Here is an 18082-nt window from a genome sequence, read left to right as displayed (position 1 = left end):
GTGCTGCTCGGCGACCCCTACGTCTTCGACGCCGACAACATCGGCGACTTCGACTTCTAAGGACCGAACCATCGTCGGCGCCGGCTGAGACCAGCGAACCGCCGGCCGGCGCCGACACCCGACTCCCGCCTCGAGCGAACTGCTCCTGCGCGGATGCCCCTTCACCGTACCGACGTCCGTCGTGCCCATCGGCGGCGGCGGTGCGCGCCCTCGGGCGGCCCCAGCACCACTTCACCACTTTCACTGGAGGAACTGTGTCTCGACGACGCGACCCAGCACGCACGACATCCGATCGGCCACCGGCCGCATCCACATCACGGCGACGGCTCCCGCTGCCCGCAGGACGGACGCTCGGCGGCCTCGCCGCCGCCTCGCTCACCGCGGGACTACTCGTCAGCGCGCCGAGCATCGCCGGTGCGACGACGGCCGACGCCGCCGGGAAGGACTGGAGCTTCAACCCGGTGACCGAACTCACCGCGGAGACCTTCGCCACGCCGCCGGCGAACGACCTTCCGTGGGTCCGGGTGAACATGCCCGCGACCGCCGACCCCGCCCTCCTCGAGCAACTGCTCGAAGACGCTGCGAAGGCGAACATCGGCGGTGTCGAGCTCGGCCAGGGCGCGTACCCGAACGACGCACAGCTCGTCGCCATCCTGGAGAAGGCGAACGAGCTGGGCATCAAGGTGAGCCTCAGCCACGGGCCGACCCAGAACCCGACCGGCTACTCGATCAACGACGATCACGCCCGCAAGACGCTGATCATCAGCCGCGCGGCCGTCGCCGCAGGCGCGAACTACACCGGCGCGCTGCCCGCGCCGGCGGCATCCCCCAACCGGACGACCGTCGTCGCCGTCGTCGCCTACCGATGCACCGGCGCCTGCGGTCCCACGGGACAGGTCGAACTCGACCCGGACTCGGCGATCGACCTCACCGACGCGCTGACGGGCACGAACACCGACGGCGTCGAGGGCGGCACGACCGCTGGAAGCCTCGACTGGACCGCGCCCGACGACGGCGACTGGCAGCTCGTCACGTTCTGGACCCGGGGCGTGTTCGACCAGCCCGACCCCTTCTCGGCCGAGGGACACGAGCAGCTCATCGCGAGCATGGAGGCCGCGTGGACTCCGGAGATCGTCGACCTGATGAAGGAGAACGGCGGCGACCTCTTCTACGACTCGCACTCGAGCGACCGCGGTTCCCCTGACGAGCTCTGGACGAACGACATGGCCGAGGAGTTCGAGGCGCGCGCCGGGTACGACCTGGTGCCGAACCTCGCCGGGCTCTTCCCGGCGGTGTTCAGCTTCGACGACGGCACCGCGCCGCGGGTCTTCAACGACCTCGTCGAGGTGCGCACCGACCTCTGGCTCGAGAACCACATCCGCCCGCTGCAGGAGTGGATCCGGGATTACGGCTGGGTGCTCCGCGTGCAGCCGCAGGGCGAGCGCAACGCGACCGTGCCGATCTACGACCAGGCTGCGGTGGCCGCTGAGCTCGACCGGGCCGAGCACGAGTCGCTGTTCGCGGTCGACGAGGTCGACAGCTACCTGACGATCGCCTCTGCGAACCACCTCACGGGCAACACGTGGTACTCGACCGAGTGCTGCGCGGTGTCGCAGGGTGCGAACTCCGAGAGCCTCGGGGACGTCCAGGTCCGCATGAACAAGAGCTTCGCGGGCGGCATCACGAAGAACGTGTACCACGTGTTCCCGTACGCCGAGAGCTCCACCAGCCGCTGGCCGGGCTACCACAACTTCGGCGCGGCGGGCTTCTCGAACGCATGGGGCGAGCGTCAGCCGAACTGGTTCGCCGACGGCGCCGAGGTCAACCTCGACATGGCGCGCAACCAGCAGGTGCTCACCCAGGGCGACGCGAAGGTGGATGTCGCGGTGTTCCTGCAGAACTACCTCTACAACCAGCCCTCGACGGTGCCGAACGGGTTCCGGATGTGGCGCGACCCGGGTCTGGAGCGCGCCGGCTACACGCGCGACTACCTGAGCCCGCGACTCATGGACCTGCCGAACGTCGAGGTGACCGACGGACGCCTCGCGACCGACGGACGCCTCGCGACCGACGGGCCGTCCTATGGGGCGCTCATCATCGACAGCACGCTCGAGCCGGCGACCTTCCCGGAGAAGACCTCGATGCCGCTCGACGCGGCGGAGCGGATCCTCGGCTTCGCTCAGGAGGGCCTGCCCGTGATCGTCGTCAGCACCCCGCCGAACAAGACCACCGGCAACACGCCGGAGGATGACGCGGCGCTGCAGGACATCATCGCCGAGCTGCTCGCGCTCCCGAACGTGCACGAGGTCGAGGACCAGGCCGCTGTGCCCGGCAAGCTCGCCGAGATCGGCGTCGACCCGGCCGTCGACCCGAGCGAGGAGAGCGGCCTGCTGAGCGTCCGTCGCGTGGATCAGTCGACGGGTACCGACTACTTCTTCCTGTACAACCAGGGGATGGTCGGGGCTCCGTCGGGCAGCCCCGCGGGCTACCTGTACAACTTCGAGCCCGGATGGGCCTGCGCCACGCCGGGGATCACGACCGCGTGCGTCGACCAGGGCGAACCGGTCTCGATGGAGGTCGCGCTCGAGGGTGACGGGTACCCGTTCCTGATGGATGCCGCGAGCGGCGAGATCACGCCGATCGCCGAATACCGCGTGGAGGGCGACCGGGTCATCGTCCCGCTCGACCTCGGCATCGACGAGGACACGATCGTCGCCCTCGCCGACGACCCGGCCCGGTTCGGCGCGGCCGCACCGAAGGTGCACGTCACGTCGACCGAGGCGAACGGCGGTGCCGTGGTGAACGCCGACGGCCGTGTGGTCGTCCGCGCCGACGCGCAGGGCAAGTACACGACGACCCTGAGTGACGGCCGGACGGTCAGCACGCCGATCGGGAAGGTCGCGCCCGCGGTCGACCTCTCGACCGCCACCTGGCTGCTCGAGGTCGAGGACTGGAAGCCCGTCAACGACTACGCGACCACGTTCGGCGTCGCGGCCACCGAGACGGACAAGTCCGTGGTCAGCGTCGAGCTCGACTCGCTGGTGCCGTGGCGCGAGGTTCCCGGTCTCGAGAACGCGTCGGGCATCGGGACGTACTCGACGTCGTTCGACCTGCCGAAGTGGGGCACGACGGATGGCGCGACGCTCGATCTCGGCCGCGTGTTCGACACGTACGCGCTGACGGTCAACGGCGAGTCGGTTCCGGTCGACCAGCTCGACACGAGGGTCGACGTGAGCGAGTACCTCGTCCAGGGCGAGAACACGCTCGAGGTCCGCGTGGCGTCGACGCTGATCAACCGGCTGCGCAGCCTCGACAGCGCGGCGGCCGCCCGCACGGCCTACAACTACGGGCTCCTCGGCCCGGTGACGCTCGACACGTTCGCCGAGAAGGAGATCCCGGTCGCCAAGGCAGGAGGGAAGAACTGACGCGGGCGGCGTAGCATCCGCCGCCCGAAGGCGGGGAGTCCGGAGGGCTCCCCGCCTTCGGCACCATTCTGGAACGGGCATCGGGCCGAGGCCGATGCGGCAGGTACAGTCGCCTCACGCGACGATGCGAGCTCGAGAGGAACAGCAAGCTGATGGCGAGGTCTCCGCGCCCCTGGTGGGTCGCCATCGTCGCCGGACTGGCGTCCTACATCGATTCGTCCGCGATCATCGGATTCAGCGCGACGCTCGTGATCTACCAGCAGGCGCTGGACCTCGAACCGCTGCAGGTCGGCGCCGCCGCCGGAACGCTCACCGCGAGCATCGCGGGCGGCGCCCTCCTCGGCGGCCGGCTCGGGGACCGGTTCGGCCGACGTCCGGTGTTCACCGCGACGATGCTCTTGATCATCGCCGCCGCACTGCTCGTGATGTCCGCGACGACGTTCACGCTCGTGCTCGTCGGGGCCATCCTCCTGGGTGTCGGGATCGGCGCCGACCTGCCCGTGTCCCTGTCGACGATCTCCGAGGCCGCTCCACCCGAACGACGAGGCCGGCTCATCGCGTTCTCCAACCTCCTCTGGGCCGTCGGCGTCGTCGCGACGATGCTCCTGCTGACCCAGGTTGGGGACCTCGGGCGCCAGGGCGCGCAGATCGTGTTCGCGCACGTGGCGATCGTCTCCACCCTCGTCCTGATCGGCAGGCTCGGAATTCCGGAGTCCGCCACCTGGATCGCCGCTCGCGCGGAACGCCGCGCCGGCATCCGAACTCTCCGCGCGGAGCGCGCCTCATGGACGGACCTGCTCCGACGGGAGTACCGCATGCCGTTCCTCGCACTGATCGCGTTCTACTCGCTCACCAACCTGGTCGCGAACACCAACGGGCAGTTCGGGAGCTACATCCTCGTCAACTTCGGTGGCACGAGCGTCGCGCAGGCGAGCGCCATCATGCTCGTGTCGGTTCCGGTCGTCTTCCTCGGGATGATCTGGTTCATGAGAATCGTCGACACCCCGAGGCGGCTGATCTACTTCGGCGCCGGAGCGATCATGGGCGTGCTCTCGCCCCTCACCCTCGCCGTATTCGGCGTCACCCCGCTCACGTACATGACTGCCCTTCTTCTCGGAGCGGGCGCGCTCGCATTCGCGGCCGACGGCATCATGAAGGTCTGGACCCAGGAGTCCTTCCCGACGCTGCTCCGGTCGTCCGCGCAGGGGGCGATCATCGCGATCGCCCGACTGGTCGCCGCAGGTGCGGCGGTGATGACGCCGCTCGTGCTGAACGTCGGGACCACGCTGCTCTACACGATTCTCGCCACGGCGCAATCGGTCGGCGTGGTGATCGCATGGTCGGTCTTCCGAGACCGTCGGCGGCTCGACATCTTCACCACCGAGGCGACGGTCCACGAGGACCCCGGCTCGCTTCGCGCCTGAGGCAGGGCGAGTCGCGGCCGCGCCCGCACGTCGTTCGGGGTCGTGACCCTAGGTCTCCGCGCGGGTGCAGCGGCCTCAGTTCTCGCCCTGAGCCTGCTCGAGCGCGGCGCTGGCGCTCTCGGTCGCAGCTCTGAGGTGCGAGCGCATCGCCTCGGATGCGGCCGAGGTATCGCCTGCCCGGATCGCCGTGAGGATCGCCGCGTGTTCGGCGGCGGCGTCCTCGACGCGGCCGGGCACGCCGGCGGAGCGCGAACGCGCCATGCGGAGGCGGGCGATGACGTGGCTGGCATACTGCGTCAGGCGTTCGTTCCCGGCCAGGTCGAGAATCGTCCGGTGGAAGTCGTCGTCCGAGACGACTCCGGATGACGCCCCCACGCCGGAGTTCTCGGCGAGCGCCTCGAGCTGCTCGGGCGTCGCGTTCTGCGCGACGAGTTCGACCGCGAACGACTCGAGCGCCTCGCGTACCTGGCCGAGCTCGCGCACCTCCTGAACGGTGACCTCGCGGACGAACGCGCCCTTGCCGGCGACGAAGGTCACGAGCCCTTCGCCGGCGAGGGCCATGAGCGCCTCGCGGATCGGCGATCGGCTGATGCCGTACTCGTTCGAGAGTTGCACCTCGTTGAGGCGGTCTCCGCCCTTCATCTCGCCGTCGAGGATGCGCCTGCGGAGGATTCCGGCGAAGTCGTCCGAGAATCGCCGCTGCGCGAACGTCGCTTCACTCATTCGGGCCCCCTTCGCCTGCAGACTGTCGACAGGTCACGCCCGATCGTAGTCGTCCGGCCCTCGCCGGGCGGCGAACGACTCCCAGGCGGCTGAGACGAGCAGTCCGGCGACCTGCAGGATGAAGATGGCGGCCACGCCGGCGGCCGCGGTCACCATGGCGGCGAGCAGCGGCGTCGCCGTCTGCGCGACGCGATTGCCGAGCAGGCGGAGTGCGAGGCCGCTGGATCGAGCCCGTGCCGGGAGGGCGATCGCGACCGCCGTCATCGTCAGGGGCTGGCCCATCCCAAGGAAGAACCCGCCCACGCCGAGTGCGGCGAAGAGGACGATCGTCGTCGGTGCCAGTGCGATGAGGGCGACGCAGATCGCCGCTCCGAGCGTGCTCGCGACGATCAGGCCGGATTCGCTCCACCGCCGCGAGAGCGGGCCCAGCAGCAGCCGCGAGAGCGTGGACGTCACGCCTCGCAGCGCGAGCATCGCGCCGATGAGCACGGGAGGGATGCCGACGGCGGATCCGAGCACGGGCAGGTAGGCGGTCAGGATGTCCACCGTCGTCAGCACGGCGGCGCTCACGACGAGGTAGCGCGCGACGCCCGGTCGGCGGAGGATCTCGAGCGTCCCGACCTCGGCGGCCGCACCGGGCGCGTAGGCCCTGGTCGCGCGTGACAGGAAGACGAGGCCGAGGCCGGCGGACACGGCTGCTGCCGACCAGAACGCCGCGGCGATGCCGTCGCTCGTCACCTCCACCGGCCCGATGACGAGGCCCGCCACGAGCGGGCCGACCGCCTGTCCGAGAGCCATCCCCGCCGTCATCCAGCCGAAGCCGTCGTTGTAGCGCGACGACGGCGCCGATCGGGAGATCCACGACTGCGCCCCGAGGAGCACGCCGAGGTTGCCCGCGCCGAGCAGTGCGCCGGCGACCGCGAGCGTCGCGAGGTCGTGCGCGAGGGCGCCGAGCGCGCACGCGGCGACGAGGACGATCGCGGACGCGCCGGGGATGATGCCGAGGCGGCCGAGGCGCCCGGAGACTCGGCCGACCGGCACAGCGAGCAGCATCGGCAGGATCGCGAACGCCGCCGCGATCACGCCGACCATCACGCCGTCGGCGCCGAGGTCGATGGCGGCGTAGCTCGCCGTCGGTCGCACGATGCCGAGCACCACCTGGCTGAGCGTCGCGCCGACGAGGGGTCGCCAGAGCCATCCGCCCGGCGGCGGCCAGGCGGTCGGAGTCGATCCGGTCGTCATGGACGGATCAGTTTCCCTCGCGCGGGTAGACGCGTCCCTCCATGAGACGACGTGCCGTGCGGATGACTCCGAGCGAGCGGATGGGGTCGGATCCGTGGCGCTGCTCCACGACGACCTCGGTCACACCCTGCGGGTGTCGGATCCTGATACGTCCATCACGGTGCATCGGCCGCACCGCTGCAACCTCGTCGACGACCGTGCCCGGGATCGTCGCGGCGGCGGCGAGGCAGAGTGCCCCCGTCATCGGCAGCGCCCGATGCACGCGCCCCATCGAGAACGCGGTCGCGGTCACGTCGGCCCCGTCGTCGCCGGCGGACACGAGGATGATGCGCGGCGTCGCAGGGGCGGAGCGTGTCGCGTCATCTGCGTCGGCCGCGGCTCCCACGAGCACCGACGCCGCAGCACGGATGCGCTCCACGCGGTCGAGCAGCGCGCCGTCGGCATCCAACTCCGCGACGGTCCGGCTGCCATCGATGCCGACCGCGTCGGCGCCGACGAACACGTACGGGTGGGCGGCGTCCACGATCGAAGCGCGGACGGCTCCACCGTCGGACGAGGGGAGGCGGTCGACCGCGTTCCCCGTCGGCAGGAGACGGCCGAGCACCCCGCCAGACGGGTCGAGGTACCGGGTCACCACGGGCGACCCGGTCCCGGGCACGCCGGCGATCGCCAGTCGTCCGGAGGTCATCGCGCGACCGTCGAGGGTCTCGACATCCGCCTCGATCTCGACCCCGGTGTTGCCGTTCACGAGGCGGACCCGGGTCAGGGGACCGAGAGCGGGCACGAGCCCCTCGTCGATGGCGAACGGTGCGACCGCGGTGGTCAGGTTGCCGCAGTTGCCCGACCAGTCGACGATCGCGCGGTCCACGCCGACCTGGGCGAACCAGTAGCGGATGGCGCCGCCCGGCCCGGGTTCGACCACCACGACCTTGCTCGTGCTCGAGTACGTGCCGCCCATGCCGTCGATCTGCATCGGGTCCGGACTGCCCATGATCCCGAGCAGCAGCCGGTCGCGCTCGGCGCCCGGCTGCGGCAGGTCGCGTGCGTGCAGGAACACGCCCTTGCTCGTGCCGCCGCGCATGTAGACGGCGGGGATGGACGGGGGAGTGGTCACGGGTGCTCCTTCCTGTACCGGGCGCCCGGGTCGGGCCGGTGGGGTTGCGGGCCGCGGGGTCCGGGTCGGGGTCGGCGGGCCGAACCGGTCAGGCGATCCGGACGACGTGTCCCTCATGACCCGGGACGGCGGGGAACCGGTCGAACATCGCCGGGTCGTGTCCGGCGATGACCAGGCCCGACGTCGCGCGCGCGTTCATGGTGTCGAACGTGCGGTACATGTCGACGACGTCGGCGTGCACGGCGAACGGCCTGTCCTGTTCCACGTTCTCGAAGAAGTGCGATGCGTCGGAGGCCAGGGCGACGATGCCCTGCGCGGTCCGGACGAACGTCGCCTGCAGGCCGGGCGTGTGCCCGCCGACGCGCTGCACCCAGACCCCGTCGACCACTTCGCGGGCGCCGTCGACCTGGAGGAGCCGGCGCTCGAAGTTGAGGCGGACGATCCGCTGGATGTCCTCGAGCTCGACGTACCGGGCGAACTCGCCGCGCGCGGCGTACGGCCCGGTCCAGAACGCGACCTCCTCCTGCTGGACGACGAACGTCGCCGACGAGAACGGGTCGAGGTCGCCGCAGTGGTCGTAGTGGAGGTGGGAGAGGATGACGAACGGCACGCTCGCCGGGTCCACCCCGATCCGGGTGACCGCGCGGCTCGGGTCCTCCCAGTGGTCGCGGCCGCGGCGGGCGTTCGTCGCCGCGGTGAACCCGGCGTCCAGCAGCACGTCCTGTCCGGGCGAGCGGATGACCCAGACGAAGTAGTCGAGCTGCATGTGCTCGTCGTGCGGGTCGCCGTCCGGTCCCATGAAGTAGTGGCCGCGGAGGCCGGTGAGGTTCTGCCCGTACTTGACGGCGTAGATCTCGTGGACCGCGGGATCGGTCATCAGACCGCTCCCTCGATCACGCGCACGACGGCCGTGTGGTACGCCGTGCCGAGGCCTCCGTCGACGGCCTTGCCGAGGAGGTCGTGCGCGAGCGTGGCCGACGGGAGCGTCGTGTCGAGCTGCTCGGCCAGCTCGAGCGCGTAGCCGAGGTCCTTTCGCATGTACGCGGCGGGGAACACCCCTTCGGCGTGCACGTCGGGCAGGAGCGCCTTTCTGCCGTGGTTCTCGAGGGTGAAGCTCGCGGCCGAGCCCTGGCCGAGCGCATCCCACGCGAGCGCGGGGTCGACCAGCCCGCTGCGCCGGATGAGCGTCAGCGCCTCGGCGAGCGCGACGACGGTCTCGAACACGACCATGTTGTTGACGAGCTTGATGAGCGCGCCGGCGCCGTTCGCGCCGCACCACGTGACATCCGTCGCCATGGTTCGCAGGAGCGGTTCGACGCGGTCGAACACCGCGCGGTCACCGCCCGCAGTGATGCTCAGCGTGCCATCGATCGCGGCCTGCCGGGTCCGCGCCACAGGCGCGTCGATGAAGGCGAGACCGCGCTCGTCCGCGGCCCGGCCGATGCGCTGGGCGACCGCGACGGGGACCGTCGAGAGGTCGACGACGATGGTGCCGGGCCGGGCGTTGGCGAACACGCCGTCCTCGCCGAGCACGACCTCCTCGACCTGAGGTCCGCCGGGAAGCGACAGGAACACGACGTCGCTGCCGGCCGCGACCTCGGCCACGGAGCCCGCGGCACGGGCGCCCGCCTCGACGAGGCGATCGACCGCCTCGGGGAACATGTCGAACACCGTGACGGGCAGCTCCGCCTTGCGGGTCAGGTTGGCGGACTGGCCGCTGCCCATCACGCCGAGGCCGATGAACCCCAGGCGATCGAACGGCCGCTCGGCGGTCATCGGGCCACCGCCTCGAGTTCGCGGACCCGCTCGGCGGCCGCGTTGCGGCCGGCGATCCGCCCGAACACGGCGCCGCGCACCAGCCCGGCACCTGCGCCGTAGTTGTGGTAGAAGAACCCGCCCGTGATCTCGCCCGTGGCGTACAGACCGGGCATGGCGTGGCCCTCCTGGTCGATCACGCGAGCGTCGGCGTCGATCCGGATGCCGCCGTAGGTGAAGGTGATGCCGCACATGACGGGGTAGCAGACGAACGGGCCCTCTTCGAGCCTGCGCGCCCAGTTCGACTTCGCGGGCTGGTCGGCGGGCTCTGCCGAGACCCCGTCGAGCGCGAACGGGTCGACCCGATCCTCGGCGTCGTCGGCCACGGCGTCGTTGAACTCGGCGACCGTCTTGAGCAGGTTGCGGGTGTTGATGCCGAGCACGGCGGCGAGTTCCTCGAGCGTGTCGGCCACGATGGGAGTGCCGGTCGCGTACCGGGGCTCGAGGAGGTGGATCGTCTTCTGGTCGAAGATCTGGTAGGCGATGCCGCCCGGCTGCGCGCGCACCGCCCAGCCCGTCTTGGCGTAGGTGAGGAACACGTTGTCCTCGCCCTCGTCGATGAAGCGGCGGCCGTCGCGATTGACGAGCAGGGCGTACGGGTAGGAGTAGCGGCTCATCTTGTCGGTGATCCTGAGGTCGCCGACGGGCGGAGCGGATGCGTCGATCGGCACGGCGTGCGCGCCGCCCCAGTGACCGACGGGCTGCGCGCCGGCAGCGATCGACTTCGTGTGCATCTGGCCCATGTTGAAGCGCGTCCCGCGGACCTTGACGAGGTCCCATCCGTAGCCGAGGTACCGCAGGCGCATCTCGGGGTTCGCCTCGAAGCCGCCCGACGCGAGCACGACGGTGCCGAGGACGTCGACGAACTCGTCGCCCTTGCGCACGCGGATGCCGAGAACAGTCGATCCCGAGGTGATGAGGTCGTGCGCGGGCGAGTCATACCAGACGTCGATGTCGGTCGCCTCGACCGCCGCGAAGAGGTCGTCGACAAGCCCGACGCCCTCGTGCAGCACGCGCAGGGCCCCGCCCGGCGCGAGCGTGATCGTCGTGTGCTCGTCCTGCTTGTCGGGGTCGACGAGCTTGTTCGCGGTGAGCTCCCACTTGACGCCCTTGCCGTGCATCCACTGCACGGTCTCGAACGACTTCTCGATGGTGAGCCGCATGAGCTCGTCGTCCTGTCGGCCCTCGGAGGTGCGGTTCCAGTCCGCCGCGTAGTCCTCGGTCGAGTAGGGCGCGACCGCGACGCGGTGGTACCACTTCTCGTTCATGGGGTCGAGGATCGGCTTCAACGAATCGAGGCCGTCGTGGATGACACGGAAGATGGCACCGGTGAAGCGGCTGTTGCCTCCCCGCTCCTCCCGGCTCGCGGCTTCGAGCACGAGCACTCGGGCGCCTTCGTCGTGCGCGGCCAGAGCCGCCGTGAGGGCCGCGTTGCCGGCGCCGGCGACGATGACGTCGTAGTGGAGTTCGGTCATGGTGTTGCTCCTTGCTTCGTGGGTCGTGCGGGTTCAGGTGCGGATGACGAACGGGTCCCGGGCCTCGCTCGAGGTGTCGACCATCACGTTCTTGACGTAGGTGTAGTCCTCGAGCGCCTCCTCGCCGCGTTCCCTGCCGTAGCCGCTCTGCTTGGTTCCGCCGAAGGGCGCCTGCGCGGCGGAGGCGCGGTAGGTGTTCACCCAGACCACGCCGGCGTCGAGCGCGTTCGTGAGCCGGAAGGATCGGGCGAGGTCGTTCGTCCACACGCCGGCGGCGAGACCGAAGCCGGTGCCGTTCGCGATGCGGATCGCCTCGGCCTCGTCGTCGAACGGGATGATCGCGAGGACCGGACCGAACACCTCCTCCTGGGCGAGGGTGCTGTCCGGGTCGACGTCGGCGAACACGGTGGGTTCGATGAAGAACCCTCGCTCGAGATCGGCGCCCTCGGCACGGTTCCCGCCCGCGGTCGCGGTCGCACCGGCACCTCGCGCGGCGTCGATGATCGACAGGATCCGCTCGAACTGCGGGCGGTTCGCGACAGGCCCCATCTCGGTCGCGCGGTCGCGCGGATCGCCGAGGCGGACCTGCCGCGCTCGAGCCGACACCGCGTCGCGGACGTGCGCGTACGCCGATCGTTCGACGAGCAGCCGCGAGCCGGCGACGCAGGTCTGGCCGGCGGCGCCGAAGATGCCGGCCACCGCGCCCTGCACGGCGCGGTCGAGGTCGGCATCGGCGAAGACGATGTTCGGCGACTTGCCGCCGAGTTCGAGGCTGACCGGCACCAACCGCTCGGCCGCGTTCGACGCGATGCGCCGCCCGGTCGGGCCGCCGCCCGTGAAGCTGATCTTGTCGACGTCGGGATGCCGCGTCAGCGCGTCGCCCACGAGGCCGTCTCCGGTGACGACGTTGATCACGCCGGGCGGGAAGCCGACCTCCGCGGCGATCCGCGCGAGTTCGGTGGTGGTGATGGACGCGTGCTCGCTGGGCTTGATCACCACGGTGTTGCCCGTGGCGAGCGCCGGGGGGAGCTTGTTCGCGAGCAGTGCGAGCGGGCTGTTCCATGCGGTGATCAGGGCGCACACGCCGAACGGCCGGCGCACCGTGTAGTCGAACATCGTGGGGGTGTCGAGCGGGATGGTGCGGCCGTAGAGCTTGTCCGCGTAGCCGGCGAAGAACCGCACGTTGCGGGCGACGAACGACATCTGCGGTCGCGTCTCGCGGATCACCTTGCCGTTGTCGGTGCTCTCCCATTCGGCGAGGCGATCCGCCTCCCGCTCGATCGCGTCGGCCAGCCGGTGCATCAACTCGGCACGGCGGATGCCCGGCGTGTCGCGCCATCCTGGGAACGCCTCTCGTGCCGCACGGACGGCGGCGTCGACGTCGGCGGCGGTCGCGGCGGGGACCGTGCCCCACGCCGTGCCGTCGAACGGGTCGACGGCATCGAAGACGGCGCCGTCCGAAGCGGATGCCGCCGAGCCGCCGATCATCATCTGTGCCTGGATCATCGCTCTCCTCCTGCGGCCTCGGCCTCGATCGACGCGATCATCGCCGCCATCGCAGCGCGCATGTGCGTCCGCATCGCGGACTCCGCGGCATCCGGGTCGCGTCGGACGACGGCGTCGAAGATCGCGTGGTGCTCGTCGAGGGCCCGACGGGCGCGTTCCGGCGGGCTGCCGGTCCGCGACCTGGCGAGGCTCAACTGCCGCTTGACGTCCCCGGCGGCGGTCGCCAGTCGGGGGTTGCCGGCCGCGGCGGCCAGCGTGCCGTGGAAGTCGACCCCACGCGGGTACGGCGTGGCCGGGTCGCACAGTGCTGATTCGATCTGCGTCATCTCGGTGCGGATCGCCTCGACGGCGTCGTCGGCGGCGCGCTCGGCAGCCAGTCGCGCGATCTCGCACTCGAGCGCGATCCGGAGGTCGCCGAGCTGCGAGACGGACTCCAGGTCGAAGCTGGCCACGGATGCGCCGCGACCCGGCGTGAGCACGACGAGCCCTTCACCGTGGAGGACGCGGAGTGCTTCGCGCAACGGTGGGCGGCTGACCCGGAGTTCCTCCGCCAGGGCGACCTCGCTGATGCGCTGCCCGGGCTGCAGCGAACCGGAGAGGATCCGGTCTCGGAGGACATCCACCGCGATGTCGGAGAACCTGCGCACCTGGAACAGGTTGGCCTCGGCGGCGTTCGCGCTCATCGTGCCACCGCCTCGGGGGAGCGGCGGCCCATCCACCGGTAGTCCGGCAGTTGGAGTGCGACCACCTCGTCGCGGTCGTCGCCGACGACGCCGCCCTTGAGCAGCGACCGCTGCTCCGACGTCGCATCGGTCGTGCTGACGGCACCGAGCTCGATGTGGTACGCCTGCGAGCTGTGCGAGATGGCGAGTGCGGCGTTCTGCTCGGCGACGAGGACGCTGAGTCCGTCGCCGTTCAGCCTCGACACGACCTGGAAGATCTCCCGCACGAGGAGCGGCGCGAGTCCGAGCGACGGCTCGTCGAGGATGAGCAGGCGGGGCGAGCCCATGAGCGCACGGGCGATCGCCACCATCTGCTGCTGGCCGCCGCTGAGGCTGCCGGCGGGCTGCCGACGCTTCTCCTCGAGGATGGGGAACAGCTCGTGCACGAGCCCGAGGTTCTCGGCCGCCCTCCGGCGACGCTCGGCGCGGGGGAGCGGGACGGTACCGACGGCGAGGTTCTCCGCGACGGTCATCGAGGCGCAGAGCTCGCGGCCCTCGGGCACGAGCATCAGGCCGCGCCGCGCTCGCTCGTCGGTCGTCGCGCGGGTGAGATCGTCGCCGTCGAACACGATGCGGCCCGACCGCGCGGGGAGCAATCCCGCCAGGGTTCGCGCGATCGTCGACTTCCCGGCGCCGTTCAGGCCGATCATGGCGACGATCTCGCCGGTGCCGACGACGACGTCGGCGTCGAGGAGCACGTCCGGTCCCTTGCCGTAACCCGCTCGGAGTCCATGCGCTTCAAGCAATGTCCTCCTCCTTCCCGAGGTATGAGTCGATGACCCGCTGGTCGTTCGCGATCTCGACCGGAGTGCCGTCGGTGATCTTCCGACCGAACTCGAGGACGACCACGTGATCCGCGATCGAGAGCACGAACGGCATGTTGTGCTCGACGAGCAGGATCGTCGTCCCCCGATCGCGGAGCGCGGCCAGGAGCTGCCGGAGCGAGTGCACCTCCTCCGGGTGGAGGCCCGCGGCCGGCTCGTCGAGCAGCAGCGTTCGCGCCCCGGTCATGAGCGCCTTGGCGATCTCGACGAGGCGCTGCTGGCCGTACGGCAGTTCGTGGACGCGGCGTCCTGCCAGGTGGTGGAGCCCGAGGGCTTCGAGGGTCGCGTGAGCCTCCGATGCGAGGGTCTCCTCGCTCGACCGTGCTCCGGGGAGGGCGAGGATCGAGTTCCAGAACCCCTGCCCCGACCGCCAGTGCCCCGCGGTCATGATGGTCTCGAGGACGGTGAGTTCCCGGAAGGACCGCACGAGCTGGAATGTCCGGGCGATGCCCGCGTCGAGCACCCGTGACGGCCCGAGTCCGGTGATGTCGCGCCCGTCGAGCGTCACCGTGCCCGAGGTCGGCCGGTGGAGTCCCGCGATGCAGTTGAACATGGTGGTCTTCCCGGCGCCGTTCGGGCCGATCAGCGCGGTGAGCTTGCCGGTCTCGACGGTGAAGCTCACGTCCTGGAGTGCGGTGTTCCCGCCGAACGTCTTCGTGACGCCGTCGACGACGAGGCTCATGCGGACACCTCCTCTCCGCTGGTGCGGGTTCGGCGCAGCGATCGGATCGCGCTGCGGACCCCGCCGACGAGCCCACCGGGGAGGAACAGCAGGATGCCGAGCACGAGAAGTCCGAACACGAGGTTCTCGCCCTCCTGGAGGAACTGCAGCCACTCAGGGACGAACACGATCACGGCCGCGCCGATCACGGCGCCGATCCGGCTCGACATCCCGCCGATGATGACGATCAGGAGGACCTCGATCGAGGTCCCGAAGCCGAATGCCTCCGGGGTGACGACCTGGGTGTGGTGCGCGTAGAGCACGCCGGCCGCCGCTGCCAGGCCGCCGCCGATCATGAACACGAGCGTCTTGTAACGCGTCACCGGCACGCCGAGGGCTGCGGCGCCGTCAGGATCGTCGCGGAGTGCGAAGAACGCGCGACCCATTCCGCGTTGGGTGAGGTTGCGCACGAGCCAGTACGCGAGCACGAGGAACCCGACGACGATGTACGGGAACCTCGCCTGCACCCATGGGCCCAGGTGGATCGCGCCGGGGAGGAGGATGCCGTCGTGCCCGCCGGTGACGGGGACCAGTTGCACGAGGAGCGTCTCGACGATGAGTCCGAGTGCAAGGGTGCCCAACGCGAGGAAATGGCCGTGGATCCGAAGGAGCGGGAAGCTCAGGATCAGTGCCGATCCCATTCCGAGGGCGATGGCCACCACCCACGCGATCGGCGCGGGGACGCCGAGCGCGGTCTGCAGGATTGCGGAGGTGTACCCGCCCACGGCGTAGAACGCCGCTTGGCCGAGCGAGATCTGACCGGTGTATCCGAAGATCAGGGTGAGGCTGAGGGCGAGGATGCTCCAGATGGCGACATCCTGCAGCAGCCGGAGCTGGTACGCGCTCGGGATGATCGCGGGAAGCGCGAGGAGGACGACGCTGCCGATGACCTCGGCCCAGAACACCGCTCGTCGTGAGCCGTGTCGGACGGGCCGGGCGATCTCGGTCTGCGTGCGGATCGCGGTGGTGCTCATGCGGTTGCTCCGCTCTTCCTCACCCGGGCCGGCATGAGCACGAGGGCGAGGAACAGGATGGTGTAGGCGATGACCGGGGCGTACGCGCTGCTGATGTAGTACGACGAGAGCATCTCGATGAGACCGATCGCGACGCCCGCGACCATGCCGCGGTACACGCTCGACATGCCGCCGAGCACGGCGGCGGCGAAGCCCTTGACCGCGATGGCGAGTCCCATGCTCGGTCCGGCGCCGATGATCGGCGCGACGAGGGCGCCGCCCACCGCCGTGACGATGACGCTCAGTGCGAAGGCGACGGTGATCAGCCGGCTGACGCGCACCCCGCTGACCGCGGCCGCGGTCCGGTTCAGTCCGACCGCCCGAAGGGAGACCCCGGTCAGCGTCTTCGTGAAGAAGAACCAGACCAGGCCCACCAGGACCCACGCGACCGCCGTGATCACGATCGACTGCGTCTGCATCGAGACGCCGCCGATGGCGATCGGTGCGCCGGGGAAGATGGGATCGACGCCGTATCGGGTGTTGCCGATCCCGAGTTCGGCGGCGGCGGTGAGGACGAGTCCGAAGGCGATGGTCGCGACGACCATGTTCTCGGTGGGTGCTCCGCGACGGACCATCGGACGATGGATCCCGTAGCGGAACACGAGGGCGAGGAGCAGGGCGACCACGACGACGCCGAGCAGCACCAGCGGGTAGCCCAGGTCGAGCTGCATCAGCAGCACGTAGGCGGTCATCGCGCCGGCCATGAGGAGCTGGCCCTGTGCGAAGTTGACGAGTCCGGTCGCGTGGTAGATCACCAGGAATCCCAGCGCGACCAGCCCGTAGATGCTGCCCAGCGCGATGCCGCTGACGGCGAGCTGGAGGAAGGTCGTCATCGTGGTCGCCCCGTCCGCACTAGGGCCGGGTCGACTGGACGTCGCGGCTGTACAGCTGGTACTCGCCGCCCTCGATCGTCCAGAAGGTCAGGAAGTCGTCGCTCGGTGCACGGTGGTCTCCGTACGTGTAGGTGAGCGTCGAGCCCTCCTTGCCCGAAGCGGCGTCCTCGAGTGTCACGTCCTCGAGCGCGGAGGCGAGCGCCTCGCCGCCCTCGAATCCACTGGCCTCGAGGCCGGCGGCGAGGAGCATGACGCTGTCATAGCCGAGGGCCGAGAAGGTGTGGGCCGGGTCGTCGTCCTCGCCGAACTTCGCGTCGTACGCCTCGATGAACTCCTGCGCGGATGCCTTCTCGGGGTCGATCACGCTCGGGAAGATGATGCCGTCGCCGGCCTCGCCCGCGATCGAGAGGAACGCCGCCTGGTTGAGACCGCGCCCACCGATGACCGGGACCTCCCAGTCGACCTGGTTCACCGTCTTCATGAACAGCGCCGCGTCCTGGCCGTAGTCGAACAGGTAGACGGCGTCGCATCCGGCGTCGCGGAGCGAGAGCACCTGCGGGGTGAGGTCGGTCGCGTTGACCTCGTGAGAGACGGCCGTCGCGATCTCGAGCCCGCGCTCTTCGAACACGGTGCGGATGGTCTGGATGCCGCCCTGGCCGTACTCGGTCGTGTCGGACACGGCGCAGATCGCGTCGTACGCGCCGTCCTCGAAGAGTTGCACGATGGCGCCGACGTCGTACGAGTTGTTCTCGGTGACCTGGTAGGTGAGGTCGGCGCCGGGGGTCTCGGGGTCGATGAGGTTGTCGCCCTGCGCGACCGTGATCAGCTGCACGACGCCCGCCCCCGTGATGATGGGGTTGTTCGCGAGCACCGTGCCCGAGTTCGGGCCGCCGAGGACCGCGACGACGCCGTCCTCGGTGACCATGCGCTGGGCCGCGGCGGCCGACTTGGTGGCGTCGGCCTCGTCATCGACCGCGACGAGCTCGAGCTCGCGCCCGAGGTCGCCGGCTTCGTTGAGCTGGTCGATCGCGAGCTCGATGCCGTGCTGGATCGGCACGCCGAGCGACGCCGAGCCGCCGCTGAGCGCGCCGATGTAGCCGATCTTCACCGGGCCTTCGGATGAGGTGTCGCCTCCGGACTGCGCTTCGCTCGAGCCGGCGGTGGCGCAGCCGACGAGAGCGATCGAGGATCCGAGGGCGAGGGCGGCCAGTGCCGCACGACGGGGACGGGGGACGTTCACGAGGG

General features: G+C 70.4%; 15 protein-coding genes. 2 read left to right on the top strand and 13 right to left on the bottom strand.

All coding sequences use genetic code 11. From position 1 onward, the window contains the following. Nucleotides 1-254: 254 nt before the first annotated feature. Complete coding sequence (locus GJ743_RS13005) at nt 255-3425, top strand: glycosyl hydrolase (RefSeq protein WP_196216996.1); 3171 nt, start codon at nt 255-257, stop codon at nt 3423-3425. Nucleotides 3426-3577: 152 nt separating this feature from the next. After that, nucleotides 3578-4849 carry an MFS transporter gene (locus GJ743_RS13000; RefSeq protein WP_155052290.1) on the top strand — a complete coding sequence of 424 codons (1272 nt, stop codon included), beginning with the start codon at nt 3578-3580 and terminating at the stop codon, nt 4847-4849. 75 nt (nt 4850-4924) lie between these two features. On the opposite strand, the gene GJ743_RS12995 is transcribed toward GJ743_RS13000, so the two are convergent. The 13 genes from GJ743_RS12995 to GJ743_RS12935 all read right to left on the bottom strand — a co-directional run bounded on the left by GJ743_RS12995 (nt 4925) and on the right by GJ743_RS12935 (nt 18077). Then, nucleotides 4925-5572, bottom strand: a complete 648-nt coding sequence (locus GJ743_RS12995) for a GntR family transcriptional regulator (protein WP_155052289.1) — start codon at nt 5570-5572, stop codon at nt 4925-4927. 33 nt (nt 5573-5605) lie between these two features. After that, entirely contained in the window at nt 5606-6814 is a 1209-nt protein-coding gene (locus GJ743_RS12990) for an MFS transporter (RefSeq protein ID WP_155052288.1), read from the bottom strand. A 7-nt stretch (nt 6815-6821) separates the two neighbouring features. Continuing rightward, on the bottom strand, nt 6822-7928 hold the full coding sequence (locus GJ743_RS12985) for a PrpF domain-containing protein (protein ID WP_328289161.1): 1107 nt from the start codon (nt 7926-7928) through the stop codon (nt 6822-6824). 88 nt (nt 7929-8016) lie between these two features. Beyond that, nucleotides 8017-8805, bottom strand: a complete 789-nt coding sequence (locus GJ743_RS12980) for an N-acyl homoserine lactonase family protein (RefSeq protein ID WP_155052287.1) — start codon at nt 8803-8805, stop codon at nt 8017-8019. Continuing rightward, nucleotides 8805-9704 carry an NAD(P)-dependent oxidoreductase gene (locus GJ743_RS12975; protein ID WP_155052286.1) on the bottom strand — a complete coding sequence of 300 codons (900 nt, stop codon included), beginning with the start codon at nt 9702-9704 and terminating at the stop codon, nt 8805-8807. The genes GJ743_RS12980 and GJ743_RS12975 overlap by 1 nt, the downstream gene beginning before the upstream one ends. After that, on the bottom strand, nt 9701-11218 hold the full coding sequence (gene tcuA, locus GJ743_RS12970; RefSeq protein ID WP_155052285.1) for an FAD-dependent tricarballylate dehydrogenase TcuA: 1518 nt from the start codon (nt 11216-11218) through the stop codon (nt 9701-9703). The genes GJ743_RS12975 and tcuA overlap by 4 nt, the downstream gene beginning before the upstream one ends. Before the next feature lie 33 nt (nt 11219-11251). Further along, nucleotides 11252-12724, bottom strand: coding sequence for an aldehyde dehydrogenase (locus GJ743_RS12965; protein ID WP_155052284.1), 1473 nt, complete (start codon nt 12722-12724; stop codon nt 11252-11254). Continuing rightward, nucleotides 12721-13407 carry a GntR family transcriptional regulator gene (locus tag GJ743_RS12960; protein WP_155052283.1) on the bottom strand — a complete coding sequence of 229 codons (687 nt, stop codon included), beginning with the start codon at nt 13405-13407 and terminating at the stop codon, nt 12721-12723. The genes GJ743_RS12965 and GJ743_RS12960 overlap by 4 nt, the downstream gene beginning before the upstream one ends. Continuing rightward, a complete protein-coding gene (locus GJ743_RS12955; RefSeq protein WP_328289160.1) occupies nt 13404-14144 on the bottom strand; it encodes an ABC transporter ATP-binding protein in 741 nt (246 codons plus the stop codon). Before GJ743_RS12955 ends, GJ743_RS12960 begins: the two co-directional genes overlap by 4 nt. A gap of 40 nt (nt 14145-14184) precedes the next feature. Beyond that, complete coding sequence (locus tag GJ743_RS12950) at nt 14185-14952, bottom strand: ABC transporter ATP-binding protein (protein WP_155052281.1); 768 nt, start codon at nt 14950-14952, stop codon at nt 14185-14187. Continuing rightward, nucleotides 14949-15965, bottom strand: a complete 1017-nt coding sequence (locus tag GJ743_RS12945; protein ID WP_155052280.1) for a branched-chain amino acid ABC transporter permease — start codon at nt 15963-15965, stop codon at nt 14949-14951. The genes GJ743_RS12950 and GJ743_RS12945 overlap by 4 nt, the downstream gene beginning before the upstream one ends. Further along, entirely contained in the window at nt 15962-16837 is an 876-nt protein-coding gene (locus GJ743_RS12940) for a branched-chain amino acid ABC transporter permease (RefSeq protein WP_155052279.1), read from the bottom strand. The genes GJ743_RS12945 and GJ743_RS12940 overlap by 4 nt, the downstream gene beginning before the upstream one ends. 19 nt (nt 16838-16856) lie before the next feature. Then, nucleotides 16857-18077 (bottom strand): ABC transporter substrate-binding protein, encoded by a 1221-nt coding sequence (locus GJ743_RS12935; RefSeq protein ID WP_196216995.1) that lies wholly within the window; start codon nt 18075-18077, stop codon nt 16857-16859. Nucleotides 18078-18082 lie beyond the last annotated feature (5 nt).

It is taken from the genome of Agromyces bracchium, assembly GCF_009709675.1.
Lineage (GTDB): Bacteria > Actinomycetota > Actinomycetes > Actinomycetales > Microbacteriaceae > Agromyces > Agromyces bracchium.
The sequence above is the reverse complement of the archived record's forward strand: the minus strand, read 5'-3'. Positions and strand labels throughout refer to the sequence as shown.